Source organism: Arthrobacter sp. 01T428 (genome assembly GCF_056398685.1).
Genome location: NZ_JBFTPW010000024.1, coordinates 1 through 14097, shown reverse-complemented (window position 1 = coordinate 14097; position 14097 = coordinate 1). Strand labels below are relative to the sequence as shown.

The window sequence follows — 14097 nt, the reverse complement described above, 5'->3', positions numbered from 1 at the left end:
AGCGGCAGTCGAACTATCGCTTATTGCGTACCCGTTAACACCAACCCGATCGTGGCATAAAGTAAGGGCACCAAACGGTATCTGCGCGGCCCGCAGACCAGCGGAGCGCGGAGTCAGCATTTCCATTCGTACACAAAAGGGAGACCCTCATGTTGCTTTGGATAGCCATCATTATCGCTGTTCTCTGGCTTCTCGGCTTTATCGGCAATATCGGCGGCGGGTTCATTCACCTGCTTTTGGTCATTGCCGTGATCGTCCTGATCTTCCACTTCCTCCGGGGAAGATCCCGCGCCTAAGTACCGGGCGTTCGGTCCTAGGTTCAAGCGCATGGCGACGCTAGGCTCGCTCTCAGAGGCGAGATGGGCTCGCCGCGAGCCAAGGGATTGAACGTATGGCACAGCAGGCCGGACACCAATCGACATCCACCACGGGCACTCTTCCGCATTCACGCTCGTATCTGAGACCTACACGGTTGCTCTCTCAAAGCGAGCGGGAAAAGCTCCACCCATCGGTCCTGGCGGAGGCCGAGCGCCGGGCCGCAAGCATTCAGCTTCGAGTCGCGGATGCAATTACGGCCTTCGCCGGATCGATGAATTTCGTCTACCTGCACATTCTGCTTTTCGCTGTGTGGATGCTCGTGTTCGAGCAGAGTCCGTGGCCGACGTTGACTCTGATCGTCTCGCTCGAAGCGATCTTCCTCTCGACCTTCGTCATGATCGGACAGAACCGCCAAGCGGCTTTCCAACAGGTGAAGGCGGACCATGACTACAATGCCCAGGAGCATCTGCTCGAAGAGAACACCGACCTCACGCGTGCGATTCACGAGCTCACCGCCCAGATCCACCAGCGGGTCTTGGCGGAAGTCACCGCATCCACCAGCAGCTCGGCGTCCGCAGCCAGCCCGATACAGGATGACCCGACCAAACCTTAGGTAGGGGGGAACTGCCGAGTCGGACCGCTAGTCGGCCAATCGGTCCATTTCGGACAGGAGATCCGGGTTGATGCGCTGCAGGACCAAGTGGATTTCGCCACGGGGCACAGCCCTGTAAAGCACTTCCCGGGCGTCTGCGTAGCGAGTGGTGGGCGCCTTGTCCGGCCATTTCTCGGCGAGAGCCCGCACGCGCTCCGGCACGGAGTTGTGGGCGTTGCAGGCGATCTTGACCAGGGTGGCATCGTGGTCCTGTGCGATGTGCAGGACCACGGCTTCATCGTTGTCCGAGTCATCTTGGAAGCGGCGGGTTACGCGTTCGATGATGCCCACGGCACGTTCGGAAACGCCCATGTCGAGCAGCGCCTGCTTGGTAATCGGTGTGTCCTTGGCGATGTCGTGCAGGTAGCCAGCGATCCGGATGTCGTCGTCGAAATCGGCGAGCGCATCCCCTACAGCCAGCACGTGCTCGCGATAAGGCCGCTTCAGCTTGTCCTTCTGGCGATTGTGCGCCACTTCGGCAAGGACCATGGCTGTTTCAACGGTGAATCTCGGTTCGGTCATGGCTTCATCCTACTGAGCCAGTTCGGTGACTGCCTTCCGCACGGCGGCGCTCAGTTCGAGGTTGCGGCATCCGGCTCCGCCGGGTTCGGCCTGTTGCGGCACGTACCCGAAAGCGAGTTCATACACGGGGTCAGCGAATCCCAAAGATGCGCTGGCGCCGTCGTGCCCGAACGCCCGGTAGCTCCCGTATGGCGAGCGTGCATGCGATTTCATGAACACGGTCCCAAAGCAGCTGGTCTCGCCGAACACGCGGTCGATGCCGAAAACCTGCTCGGCCGAGACAGCCTGGATGGTCTCTTCGCTGAGGAGGGGCGCGACGGCGGGCCGGTCGCCGTCGGCGGCAAGTCCGGTGAGTGCCGCAGCGTAGACGCGGGCCATGCCTTCGGCGCTGGCGACCCCGGCGGCGGAACTCAGGCCGGCGGCGCGCACCTCGCGGATGTTGGGCAGGTCAAGGATGTCCCCCACCGCCGAGTTGGCCGAAAGTCCGAAATGGCTCGCGGGATCAATCCACGGCTGGGAGGGGTCCTCGGCCCAACGGAGGGTGGCATAGCGGGGCTCCTCGGACTCAGGCAGTCCCAGGAAGAAGTGGGCGCCCGTGACCGAACGGATGCGTTGTTCGTAGATTTCCTGGAGGGTGGACCCGGTGATCCTTCGGCAAAGCTCCTCCATGAAGACGCCGATGGTCAGGGCGTGGTACCCGAATGCGGTCCCGGGCTTCCAGAGCGGCCGCATCTGCGCGAGCTTGGCGGCGGCCAGCTCGGAGTTGTTGTATTCCTCGAGGGTGAGTCCGCCTTCGACTCCCAGAAGACCGGCCTGGTGGGAGAACAACTGGGCCACGGTAACGGTGGCCTTTCCTTCGGCGCCGAATTCCGGCCAGTACTTGACCACTTCAGCGTCAAGGTCCAGGAAGCCGTCCTGGACCAAAAGCGCGATGACCAGCCCGGACACTCCCTTGGAACAGGAGAAAACACCGGTTACCGAATCCGGGCGGCGGTGCGGGCCGCCGCTGATGTCCAATACCTTGACGCCGCGGTGGTAGGCCGCAAGCTGGGCTGAATATTCCGGGTCCTCGCTGAGGAAACGGCCAAAGAGTTCGGCTACCGGTTCGAATCCAGGGGCAATCGTCTGTGCATCCACCCGGACAGCCTAATCCCTTCAGCCCCCTAACCTCGCTAGCTCGGCCAGGGAACCCGGCAGAATGGGCCCACCTTCCGCCCACTAACCTCGCTAGCTCGGCCAGGGAACCCGGCAGAATGGGCCCACCTTCCGCGCCCCCTAACTGCCGCGAGTGTCCATGGTCACCACGATCTTGCCCTTGGCGCGTCCCTGCTCCAGCGCGGCGAAAGCGTCGGCGATCTTTTCGAGCGGATAGCTGCTATCCACCACCGGTTTCAGTTTTCCGTCGGAAACGAGGCGTGACAGGAACTTCAAGTCTTCGCCACTGGGGTGCATGAAAAGGTAGCGGTACCGGACGTTGGCTTCACGGGCGCGGCTCCGGATTCCGAGGCTGACCGCCCAGAACAGCACGGTCATCCAGGCCGGGGCCCCAAGGTCCTTCAGGGCCGTCTGCGGTTCGGGCATCCCCGCGATGCTGACCACCTTCGCGCCCGGCTTGAGGATCTTGAACGTCTGGTCCAGCGTTTCGCCGCCCACGAGATCCAGCGCGGCGTCGAAGCCATGAAGCACTTCGGCCAGGTTCTCCTTCGTATAGTCGACGACGGCGTCCGCCCCGAGCCGCCGCACCAACTCTTCCCCACGGGGAGACGCAGTGGTGGTCACCTCGGCGCCAAAGTACTTGGCCAACTGGATGGCAAGGGTTCCCACTCCGCCCGCGCCCCCGGAAATGAACAGCTTGGTCCCGGGCTTGATCTCGAGCTCGTCGCGCAGTGCCTGCAACGCGGTGAGGCCCGCCAAGGGAAGGCTCGCGGCCTCGGTGTAGCTGAGCGACCTTGGCATGAGCGCCACGAAATCCTCGTGGACGGCGGCGTGTTCGGCAAAAGCGCCCAGCAGGGTCTTGTCCACGCGGGCAAATACCCGGTCTCCCGTGGCGAAGCGGGTGACGCCCGGGCCTACAGCTTCCACGATCCCGGCCAGTTCGCTTCCAGCCACCAAGGGCAGCCTTGGCCTGGTGATCACCCGAACTGCACCTTCACGTTGCTTGTAGTCCACGGGATTGAGTCCCGCGGCAAACACCCTGACCAGGACCTCGCCCGGACCGGCAACCGGCCTGGGGACGTCCTGCAGCTCCATTGCGTCGGCGCCGCCGTAGCGGGTCAGCACATAGGCGAGCACTTAGGCCCCTTTCCGGAGGGTTGATTGCTGAATGCCATTCCATATCCATGGCCCGTGTGGCAATCGGGCCGGATCAAATCCATCCAAGGCCTCGCCAAGCGGCCCTCCCGGCAAGCCGAGCGATTCCAAGATCACGTCCCGCACCTCCGCGGCAGACAGCCCGACGGCGGCAAGGTCGCCGAGCGTCACCGCGCCGTCGCGCTTGGCCAGGCGGGCGCCGTCGCGATTCAGCACCAAGGGGACGTGGGCGTATTCCGGAACGGCAATGCCCAACAAGGAGGCCACATAGGCCTGGCGGGGTGTGGAGGACAGGAGGTCGTCTCCGCGGACCACTTGGTCCACTCCCTGTGCCGCGTCATCCACCACCACGGCCAAATTGTAGGCAGTGACGCCGTCGTTCCTGCGGAGCACAAAGTCGTCGACGACGCCCGTGTATGAACCGTGCAGCCTGTCCTCCACAGTCCATTCGTGGGCTTCAGCGCGGAGCCGGATGGCGGCAGGGCGGGAGGCCCGGCGGATCTCGAGCTCCGCCGTCGAAAGGTTCCTGCACGTGCCCGGGTAAGCGCCTTGTGGCGCGTGCGGGGCGGACGGAGCATCCTGGATCTCGCGTCGCGTGCAGAAGCATTCATACGTCAGCCCTGCGTCCGCGAGCCGCTCGATCACGTCGTTGTACAGGCCGGAACGGTCCGTCTGGCGGACGACGGCGCCGTCCCACGTCACGCCGACGGCCCCAAGATCGCGGAGCTGGACTTCCTCGGCGCCGGCCCGAGCCCGGTCGAGGTCCTCCACGCGCAGCAGGAAGGCGCGGCCCGTGGAACGAGCGAAGAGCCAGGCGAGCATGGCCGTGCGCAGATTGCCCACGTGAAGCTCGCCGGAGGGGCTCGGAGCGAAGCGGCCAGCGGAAGTCATGGCACAAGACTATGCGCCGCCGGGCGTGCCTGCAGGATTCCGGGGAGGTCGGGGCCGCTGGGAGAATTGGGTACCTTTAGTTTCCAAAGAGAGGACCAACGTTGAACTCAGCTCGAGCCAAGGCGATGGTTTGCTTCTAGAAAGCCGAAGAAGGTTGGGGCGAACTTATTCTTCCCGACGGGAAGAAATGCTTCGCGCATTTCTCGGTCATCGAGCAATCAGGGGGATACAGGTCCCTCAAGGCGGGTGATCTAGTGGACGTCGAGTGGACCGCCGCCTCCCAAGATGAATACGCCTTTGTCGCGGTGTCGATTCAGCCCCTTTGAACCAACCACATTCCGCGGCAGCACAAGAGCCCCTCAGCTACCGCAACGCGTTCGGTGGCTCAGGGGCTCTTATGGTGGTGCCGGCCACCCTTCATGGCGACGCCGGCGGGGTGCGGAAAGACGATGCGTGAACAAGAGTCAATCAGCGGCTGCGTCTTTGCGGGACGGTGTTCCGGGTGGCCGGGTGGTGTGCCGGGGGATCCGTAGCCTGTGGGGTCCGGCGGTAGCCCTTCCCCTTGTTGCCACTATTTCAACAGGAACACTACAACTGGCGCAACGGACTCAACCGTCACTGGTCAATCTGACCGGTTCCTCGACGGAAGGCGATCAGGATGTGGTCACTTTGCCGAAGTTGGCTCCGCAGCTGCCCACGCGGCCATCGCGCCACGGAGCGCAGCACAAAGCTTGCTGGACACTTGGTCCTTGTCCAGGCCGACGGTGTTGAGCAGATCGAAAATTTCCCGGGGGTCGAAGAGGATGTTCCACAGGAACATGGCTTCGTCCCCGAGAGGTGGGAGCCCGAGTTCCTCGCAGGCCTCGCGGAGCGGCCGTTCCAAAGCCTCGGCCTGGATGGTCAGGTAGTACGCGCCGGAGCGAAGACGGGCCAGGTACCCCTCGCCGGAACGGGTGTGGACCATGGAACCGCCATGCTTGATGACGAGACCCACCCAGTGCCGGCTGACGCTTTCCAGCAGTTCCACCCCGGACGTGGTCTGCGCAACGCTGAAATCGCGCAGCTTCTCGCCAACACCGAAGCGGAATGCGGCCAGGACGTCCTCCACCGAGGCGAAATGTCGATACGCGGTCGCGGGAGAGATCTCGGCTTCGCGGGCGATGTCCGTCATGCTCACCGGGCCCTTGGCCTTGGCGAAGAGCTTCCCGGCGGCCCGCACCAGCTGGCGGCGGTTGCGTTGGGTGTCGCTGCGCATGGGCGCCCCCTTCCGTGTCAGATCCCAGCGTATCGCCTGAGCGGCGGGCGCAACGCTGGCCACGTCCGCGGCACTCACCGGAGCTCGGCCAGACCGGCCGCCAAGCGCTCCACACCGGCGGTTATCGCCTCGGAGCTGGCGGCGTAGGACAAGCGCAAGTGGAACTCGCCGTTCCGGCCGAACTCGCTGCCGGGACGGACGGCGACGCCGTGATTGCGAAGGTGGGCGACCATCGCGGCTGCCGGCAGCTCGACGTCGTACTTGGGGAAAAGGTAGAACGCACCTTCCGGCGAGCTGACCGTAAGACCCGGAATCTGCTGGAGACCGGTGGCCATGAGCTCCCTGCGCAACGCATAGGAAGCGTGCATGCGTTCGATGTCGGGGCCGCACGTCTTGAGGGCGGTGAGCGCCGCGTATTGCACGGCCTGGTTCATGGAGCCGTTGAAGGTGTTGTGGATCCGGGCGGCGGAGGCGATGACCTCGGACGGGCCCCAGAGGTAGCCGACGCGCCATCCGGTCATGGCATAGCTCTTGGAGAAGGTCTGGCAGTAGATGGTCCGGCCGGCCAGGGCTTCGATTTCCAGTGCCGAAGTGAAGGGTTCGGGCGTGTAGACGAGATCGCTGTAGGCCTCGTCGGAAAGGATCAGGGTGTCGGTTCCGGCGACCATGTCTGCGAGGGCTTCGAGTTCGCGGCGGGAGTGCACGATGCCGGTGGGGTTGGAGGGGTTGCAGAAGACGAACATCCTGGCGCCTTCAAGTGCGGTGGCCAATGCTTCGAGGTCCCAGTGCAGGTCATCGGCCAGCGGCACCGGCACGGTGATGCCCCCGGCCATGCTGACGAGGTCCGCGTAGAGGGAATAGGTGGGGTCCGGGATGACCACTTTGTCGCCCGGGTTGACAATGCCAAGGATCGCCGCAGACAGGCCGGCCGTGCCGCCCTGCGTGATGAGCACGTCGCCGGGGCTGGCCACTCCGGCGAGGAGCTGGCCGATACGGGCAGCCAGCTCCTCGCGAAGCACCAGCTCGCCGAGCAACGGCGAGTAGTGGGTGAAGCCGTCCTCGAGGGCACGGGCGGCTGCTGCTCGAACCTGGGCCGGCGTGTCGAAATCCGGCTCGCCCATCGCCAAGGAGACGAGGTCTCCCTTGGATTGGGGCTGCTGCACCCGCAGCGATGTGCGCTGGATGCGCTGCACCGCCTCGGAGGGCTGGAAATCGGCGACGGCGGTGGCTGGCTCGAGTGTCATGAGGGTCCTGATCTGGGTGGTTGCTGAGGTTGTTTTGGGGGCGGGCGATTTGGTATTGATTCCGCGGGAGGGCGCGTACAGCCGGCGGGGTTTCATCGCTGCGGCGCCTCGTCGGCGGGGGCCTCGTCGGCAGGGGCTCCGGCCCAGCGGCTGATCTCGATGTCGCCAGAGGTATCCCGCTGGATGGTGGGGGCGATGACCAATTCCTGGACCACGGTGCGCTGCGGCAGCGTCGCCACAAGGTGGATGGCCCGGGCCACGTCCTCCGGCTGGACCATGGCATCGCGCTCTTCCGCGCGAGGCGGGCGGGCGCGGTTGTCCAGGATGGGCGTCGCCGTTTCACCGGGCAGGATGGTCACCGCGCGCAGCCCGTCGTTGCGGAAGGTGTTGTGAAGGTACGTCATGAAGTTCCGGACCGCGGCCTTGGCCGCGCCGTACGCGGCGCCGCCGAGAAGGTTCGGATTCACTGCGGCGAGCGAGGAGACCGTGATGATGGTTCCGGTCTTGCGGCTCAGCATGTCCGGAAGGACCGCCTGGCTGAGCAGGTAGACGGCGTTGAGGTTGACGTCAAGGACGCCGTTCCATTCCTCCTGGCTGATCCACCGGACGTTGAGGACCTTGCTGGAGCTACCCGCATTGTTGACGAGGATGTCCACCGGACCGAGGCTTTCGTGGACCCATTCCAGCAGGGCGTCTACATCGTCTTTGGAAGTGATGTCCGCAGCGCGGGCAAAGGCACGTCCGCCGTCGGCGACGATTTCGGTGGCGAGCTCCTGCAGAACGTCCTCACGACGCCCCACGAGCACCACTGCCGCGCCATCTGCAGCCAGCAGGGCCGCGGTCGAGCGTCCCATGCCGGTACCGGCGCCGGTGATGATCGCGAGCTTGCCGTCCAGAAGTCCCATGGTTTTCAGTTCCTTGCATTTTTAGTGTGCATCATTTGAGATGGCGATCACATATGAGAAGAGTTTCTCATTTTAGAAGATGATGGTCAAGTGTTTTCTTCGGGGACTGCGAGTCACGCCGCGGCGGGACTCGGCGAGGGAGCCGCGGGACTTGCGTAGAGGGGGAGCCCGACGGCGGCGAACAGGGCGTGCGCGCGCTCCTCCAGATGTGCCAAACCGCGCTGCTGTTCGCGGTATTGCTCCACCGCTTCGGCGTTGCTGATCCAGCGAAAGGTCATCTTCCTGCCGGGACTGGCCTGGCCCAGCATGGACAAAGAAGCCTTGGCTGCCACTGCGACGATCGGGTAGCCGGCGGTCAACGTCCTTGAGCGGCCCAGGATGATGAGTTCGTCGCCATGCGGGATTTCGAATGCGCCGATTGGGACCCCATGGGACACGATTTCCCCAAGTCCCTCTGGATGCACCACCGGCCCGTCCAATCGCAGGCCCACGTGGTTGGATTTGGCGCCGACGGTGTAGTGGCTGGAGCTGAGCAGTTTCCGGATGCCTGGGGTCCGGTCCGTTTCGGGACCGTCGACGACGTCGATGGTCCACACGTCCGGGCTGAAGTCGGGCACCGGAACAGGCAGCCGGAACAGTGGCTGGGCCAGGAACGGGTGCGTGAATCCGCGGTACCGGCTGTGGAGGGTGAGCGCCCGCCCGGGAGCGAGTTGTTGAGGGAATCCCATGCGCGATTCCGGCGCTGCGCTGCCCATGAAACGGGCGGTTTCCAGTTCGCCGCTGAACGCCAGGTAATTCCGCATGCCACCGCTGGCCTTGGCGATCACAACCCGTGCTCCGGCAGGAAGACAAAGCGGCTCCCACATGGCCACCGCGTCGCCATTCACTGTGACCTCCGCCGGGACCCCGGTCACGGCGCACATCACGTCGTGCGTGGCCGTGAACGCGAACCGTCCGCCCATGATTTCCAGGCATGTGGCCTTGCGGCTGTTGCCGACCAGGATGTTGGCGACCGCCGCGGAGTGCTGGTCTGCCGCACCTCCGCAGGGGACGCCCATGAACTCGGAATTCTCGCGGCCCAGGTCCTGGAACGTGGACAGCCAACCGGCCTCGCTCACGTTGATGCCGATCGCGTGTTCAGGGAAGGTCACTGTTGCTCCCATCCGAGCCATCCGAGCCAGCGCCGCCCGAAGCACGCAGGAATCGGCCTTCAAGCCGTTCCCATTCACGCTCCGGAACCACTTCAAAACGCACCAGATCCCCCGGTTTGTATGACGTGGCGGGGTCTTCCCGGATATCGCAAATGGTGAGCGGAGTCCGGCCGATCACCTTCCAGCCGCTCGGTCCGGGGAACGGCTGGATGATGGCGTTGGTGCCGGCCACCATGACAGACCCGGGTTCCACGTTGGTCCGGGGCTCGACGCAGCGGCTGACCTGGCCCGGGAATTTCACGCCGCCCATCATGGGGGCCATGGCCGCGGCCAACAGGTTGATGGTCAGCACCGAGGACTGGAACTGCTTCAGCACGGCATCCGGGCTCAGGCCCAGTTCCCGGGCGACCCCCGGAAGGTCGGGGGAGAATTCCTCGCTGACCACCATCGGTATGACAAAAAGTGATTGCGAGGCGCCAGGTGCTCCCGGTTCCAGGCCTTTGCCGGCAACGGCCAAGCGGATGATCTGGGCCAATTGTTCGTGTGTCACGGCAAGGCAATCGAACTCGACCAACAAGGACTCGACGCCGGCCACGATGTCCAGCACCCCGTACGGCCGCACCCCCAGCAGCACGTCGCGGAGCCGGCTGGCCCCCGCCCGGCGGAGGTCGCCGTCGTCGTTCTTGACCCGGAGCATGAGGGCTGAGTCGCCGAACGGCTCGGCTTCCAGTTCGGGCGGGTGGTGCAGCCGCTCCGCGGGTGCTGTGTGCGTGGTCATGAGTCCTGCTCGGTGGTGCGGGTGATGGATCCGGGGGTTGTTCAGCTTCAGACCGTGGCGAGCCGGGCCTTTTCGGCGAGGACTTCCTGGAGGCCTGTGGCTTTGATGCCCGCCTTGTCGAGGGCCGCACGCAGTGCGGTGCCGTTCTGCAGGACCTGCGGGTGGTCGCCGTGGAGGAGGACGACGTCGGCATCGTGGCCCAGCGGGACCACCTTCCCGGTGACGGCGCGAACGGTCCCTTCGGTCACCACCTGGACCACGCGGCGGCCGATTTCCTCGGGGTCGTGCAGGAGTGCGCCTTCCCTGTTTCGCGAGACCGGCATGCCGTCTTCGCCGTAGCCGCGGTCTGCGAGGAAGACGTAGCCCACCTGAAGTCCGCGCTTGCGGGATTCATCGGCCAGGAGGCCGTTCTGGCAGATCACGATGTAGGAGGGGTCGTAGGCCTTGATGGCATCCGTGATGGCGCGGGCGTGCTTGGCGTCGGTCTGGGCGATGCTACCCATCCGGCCGTGCGGGGCTACGTGGCTGATCTTGCCGCCATGGATGCGGGCGAACGCGTCCAGGGCGCCGATCTGGTAGAGGACGTCGGTGCGGATTTCTTCTTCGCTGGCTTCGATGAGCCTGCGGCCGAAGCCCACCAGGTCCGGGTATCCGGGGTGGGCGCCGAGTTCGATGCCGCGCTCCACGCAGGCCTTGACGGTGGCATCCATGACCCTCGGATCGCCGGCGTGGAAGCCGCAGGCGATGTTGGAGGCGGTGACGAGGCCGAGCAGGGCGTCGTCGTCGCCGATCGTGTAGTTACCGTAGCTTTCGCCGAGGTCTGCGACGACGGCGACTGAATTGATGCTCAAGGTGACTCCTGCTTCTGTTCCTGGTTAGGAGGTTCTGTTGTCTTGCTTAGGGTTCGACGGCGGCGGCTGCCGTTCCAGTGGCGGGCGGCCACCGCCGTCGGGGTTCTGGTCTGGCTAGTGAGTCTGCAGGGGCTGGCCCTTGGTTTCCTTCAGGAAGTAGACCGAAACGAGCGTGATGATGGCCGTCCCGATCGAGGCGTAGGCGGGAACCATGCTGTTGCCGGTGGCCTTGATGAGTTCCGTCATGACCAGCGGGGCGCTTCCGCCGAAGATGATGGTGCTGATGCTGAAGCCGATGCTGTACGCGCTGTAGCGGACCGTGGTGGGGAACATTTCGGTCAGGACGGTGTGGACGACCGCGGCGTGGCCGGAGAACGCGATAGCCATCACGATCGTGGCAACGCAGGCCAGCGGCATGTTGCCCGTGGTGATCATGGCGAACATCGGGTACGAAACCACGGCCATGAGCACGGCGGAGAGAGCCAATACGGGTTTGCGGCCGATGCGGTCGGACAAGCGCGCCATGAGCGGGATCGCGATGATGATGGCCACCAGGCTGACGGCGGTGACGAGGAGCGCCTGGAGCATCGTGAAGTTGTGTCCGGAGCCAAGCTGGGTCTTCAGGTACGTGGGCATGTAGGCGAACAGGAGGTAGTAGCCGGGACCGTTCAGTGCCGGAAGGAAGATGGTCAGGGCGATGGCCTTGAGGTGGCGCTTGGAGGTGAAGACGGTGCGCAGCGGGTTGCGTTCCACCTCGTTGCGCTCACGCAGTGCCGCGAAGTGGGGGGTGTCTTCCATCTTGGAGCGGATATAGAAGCCGACGTAGCCCAGGGGCAGGGCGAAGAGGAACGGAATCCTCCAGGCCCAGGCCTCCATGGTGGAATCTCCGAGGGCGGTGATGAGGCCTGCGGAAATGGCACTGCCGAAGAGGAGAGCGCAAAAGGAACCGACCGCAATGAAGCTCATGGAGTAGTTGCGGTGCTTGTTGTGGGCATACTCTCCGACGAAGGCCATGGCGCCTGCCACTTCGCCACCGGCCGAGAATCCCTGGAGGATCCGGAACAGGATCAGCAATGCGGGAGCGGCCCAGAAGATGACCGAGTACGACGGGATGAGGCCAATGCAGGCCGTGGCCCCGGAGATGAGGAGCAGGAGCACGGCGAGCAGGTTCTTGCGGCCCAGCCTGTCGCCCAGGAATCCGCAGATGACGCTCCCGAAGGGGCGGGCCAGGAAGCTCACCAGGAATCCGACGTTGGTCAGGAGCAAGGATCCGATGTCCTTGGAACCCATGATGTTGATGGCCAGGTACGTGGTGAGCAGGCCGTAGATGCCGTAGTCGTACCATTCCACGAAGGAACCCATGGTGCCGGCAAAGGTTGCTTTGCGCACCATCCTGCCGTCAGCGGTTACGACTTTGATTTGAGCGGTGTTCAGTTCCACTGAGTCCGTCGATTGCTTTGTCATGGTGGGTGCTTTCAGTCTATGAGGGGGCTGGGGTGGGAGAAAGCGCTAGCTGTATTCGCGGGTGATTTCCGCTGTCATCTCGGCCTCGTGCGCGGCCACGGCGATGACTCGTTCCAGGATTTCCGCGGCACGGGCCTGGGGGATGATGACCACTCCGTCGTCATCGGCGGCGACGATGTCGCCCGCCGAGCAGACGATGCCGCCGATGGCGACGGGTTCGCCGATGACTCCCGGGCCGTTCTTGAACGGACCCGCAGGGGTGACACCCCGGGCAAAGACGGGGAACTTGATTTCGGTGATGGTGGCGCGGTCCCGGATGTAGCCATCAATGATGGCTCCGGTGGCGCCCGCGGCTTCGAAACGCTGGGACAGCTGCTCGCCTACCAAGGCACGGTGTTCGTGGCCGAAGCCGTTGATGACCACCACATCGCCGGGCTGGATGTAGTTCAGCGCTTCGATGACGGCGGCATTGTCTCCGGCGGCGCCCAGCACGGGGAGGGCCGAGCCGACGCAGCGGGCGCCTTCCCAGACCGGGCTGATCCCGCCGTCCACGATTCCGAGCCGCTCCATAGCGTCACCGATGTTTGCCACGGGGAACGCCTCGAACGCTCGGACCAGTTCGCGGGGCGGCCGGGTCCAGGATGCGGTGCGGACGGTCAGTTCGAGTGTTGTTGCCATTTTCTTCGCCTTTGTTTTCTTCCCAAGAGCCGGCGCTTTGGGCGTCGATCGTCTTGAGACGTCAATCACATATGAGAAGAGTTTCGCGTTTTAAATTCACGCCGTCAAGGGTTTCCCGTTACGGGCATGTAAATGATTCGCAACCACGGCTCGGGGCGGCTCGCTCGCGTCGTCGGGCCTCGGTGCCGGGATTGTGCGGGAGAATGGGATCTGGTTGGACATTTTGACCAGTCGAACCTTGAGCGACCAGGCAGAAAGCAGCAGCGATGCAGGAATTGGATTCAACGGACAAGCGCATCCTTGCCGCGCTCGACGACGACCCCCGTGTGCCGATCATGGTCCTCGCCCAGCGCTTGGGCCTGGCGCGCGGGACGGTCCAGTCGCGCCTGGAGCGCATGACGGCGTCAGGCGCCTTGCGTCCGAACAGCAGCCGCGTACTGCCTTCCGCACTCGGACGGGGCGTTGCGGCAGCGGTGAGTGCGGAGCTGGATCAGAGCCGGCTGAACGAGGCGATCGCGGCCCTGCGCAACATCCCAGAGGTGCTTGAATGCCATGCGCCGGCCGGGGACACCGACCTCATCATCCGCGTGGTCGCAACGAGCCCGGACGATCTATACCGGGTGTCCGAAGAAATCAGGCTGTGCCCGGGAATCGTGCGCACGTCCACCAGCATGTTCCTGCGCGAGGTGATTCCGTACCGGACAACAGGGTTGCTGCAAGGCTGAGGTCATATTTGGAAGTAGTGGTTCCGCCGCGGTTTCCGGTGGGGGTCTATGTGCGGTGGCGGGATGAACCAGGGCACGCCCGCTTGGACCTGGATGTGCCAGTCTTCCTTGTGGATCAGATGATGGTGATGACTGCAGAGCAACGTCCCGTTCGCGGCGCTCGTGGGTCCGCCGCGGGACCAGTATTCGATGTGGTGCGCTTCACACCAAGGGGCCGGCATGGTGCACCCGGGGAAGGCGCAGCCCTTGTCCCGCGCGGTGATGGCCTTGCGGATGTGCGGCGGGAAGATCCGTGAGGCCCGTCCGATGTCCAGGACCTGGCCCTCGCCGCCCAGGACCACGGGGATGATGTC

Annotated in this window: 16 protein-coding genes; 3 read left to right on the top strand and 13 right to left on the bottom strand. The window is 64.5% G+C overall.

Going from position 1 to position 14097, the window contains the following annotated elements:
* The first annotated feature begins 149 nt into the window (after window positions 1-149).
* Window positions 150-296, top strand: coding sequence for a lmo0937 family membrane protein (locus AC1DJB_RS20075; RefSeq protein WP_113990647.1), 147 nt, complete (start codon window positions 150-152; stop codon window positions 294-296).
* A gap of 95 nt (window positions 297-391) precedes the next feature.
* Window positions 392-931, top strand: coding sequence for a DUF1003 domain-containing protein (locus AC1DJB_RS20070; protein WP_084784483.1), 540 nt, complete (start codon window positions 392-394; stop codon window positions 929-931).
* A 27-nt stretch (window positions 932-958) separates the two neighbouring features.
* Here AC1DJB_RS20070 and AC1DJB_RS20065 read toward each other — a convergent pair whose 3' ends face one another.
* From AC1DJB_RS20065 to AC1DJB_RS20010, 12 genes are all read right to left on the bottom strand, one after another.
* Window positions 959-1492, bottom strand: coding sequence for an HD domain-containing protein (locus AC1DJB_RS20065; protein ID WP_441433607.1), 534 nt, complete (start codon window positions 1490-1492; stop codon window positions 959-961).
* Window positions 1493-1501: 9 nt separating this feature from the next.
* Window positions 1502-2629, bottom strand: a complete 1128-nt coding sequence (locus AC1DJB_RS20060; protein WP_441433608.1) for a serine hydrolase domain-containing protein — start codon at window positions 2627-2629, stop codon at window positions 1502-1504.
* Window positions 2630-2767: 138 nt separating this feature from the next.
* Window positions 2768-3784: an NADP-dependent oxidoreductase gene (locus tag AC1DJB_RS20055; protein WP_441433609.1), complete on the bottom strand. Its 1017-nt coding sequence runs from the start codon at window positions 3782-3784 to the stop codon at window positions 2768-2770.
* Window positions 3785-4693, bottom strand: coding sequence for a tRNA glutamyl-Q(34) synthetase GluQRS (gene gluQRS, locus AC1DJB_RS20050; protein ID WP_441433610.1), 909 nt, complete (start codon window positions 4691-4693; stop codon window positions 3785-3787).
* Window positions 4694-5357: 664 nt separating this feature from the next.
* Window positions 5358-5948: a TetR/AcrR family transcriptional regulator gene (locus tag AC1DJB_RS20045; RefSeq protein WP_441433611.1), complete on the bottom strand. Its 591-nt coding sequence runs from the start codon at window positions 5946-5948 to the stop codon at window positions 5358-5360.
* 74 nt (window positions 5949-6022) lie between these two features.
* Entirely contained in the window at window positions 6023-7192 is a 1170-nt protein-coding gene (locus AC1DJB_RS20040; RefSeq protein WP_441433612.1) for a pyridoxal phosphate-dependent aminotransferase, read from the bottom strand.
* Between the two features lie 92 nt (window positions 7193-7284).
* Window positions 7285-8097: an SDR family oxidoreductase gene (locus AC1DJB_RS20035; protein ID WP_441433613.1), complete on the bottom strand. Its 813-nt coding sequence runs from the start codon at window positions 8095-8097 to the stop codon at window positions 7285-7287.
* Between the two features lie 113 nt (window positions 8098-8210).
* A complete protein-coding gene (locus tag AC1DJB_RS20030; RefSeq protein ID WP_476910756.1) occupies window positions 8211-9248 on the bottom strand; it encodes a 5-oxoprolinase subunit C family protein in 1038 nt (345 codons plus the stop codon).
* Window positions 9235-10026, bottom strand: coding sequence for a carboxyltransferase domain-containing protein (locus AC1DJB_RS20025; RefSeq protein ID WP_441438273.1), 792 nt, complete (start codon window positions 10024-10026; stop codon window positions 9235-9237). Before AC1DJB_RS20025 ends, AC1DJB_RS20030 begins: the two co-directional genes overlap by 14 nt.
* A 47-nt stretch (window positions 10027-10073) precedes the next feature.
* A complete protein-coding gene (locus tag AC1DJB_RS20020; RefSeq protein ID WP_441433616.1) occupies window positions 10074-10877 on the bottom strand; it encodes a LamB/YcsF family protein in 804 nt (267 codons plus the stop codon).
* A 114-nt stretch (window positions 10878-10991) separates the two neighbouring features.
* Entirely contained in the window at window positions 10992-12341 is a 1350-nt protein-coding gene (locus AC1DJB_RS20015) for an MFS transporter (RefSeq protein WP_441433617.1), read from the bottom strand.
* Between the two features lie 45 nt (window positions 12342-12386).
* Entirely contained in the window at window positions 12387-13019 is a 633-nt protein-coding gene (locus tag AC1DJB_RS20010) for an RraA family protein (RefSeq protein ID WP_332602877.1), read from the bottom strand.
* Window positions 13020-13285: 266 nt separating this feature from the next.
* Here AC1DJB_RS20010 and AC1DJB_RS20005 point away from each other — a divergent pair, with 266 nt between their 5' ends.
* Window positions 13286-13744, top strand: a complete 459-nt coding sequence (locus tag AC1DJB_RS20005) for an Lrp/AsnC family transcriptional regulator (RefSeq protein ID WP_306963577.1) — start codon at window positions 13286-13288, stop codon at window positions 13742-13744.
* Between the two features lie 2 nt (window positions 13745-13746).
* On the opposite strand, the gene AC1DJB_RS20000 is transcribed toward AC1DJB_RS20005, so the two are convergent.
* Window positions 13747-14097 (bottom strand): HNH endonuclease signature motif containing protein (locus AC1DJB_RS20000; RefSeq protein ID WP_441438274.1); only part of this gene is annotated, 351 nt, incomplete at its 5' end.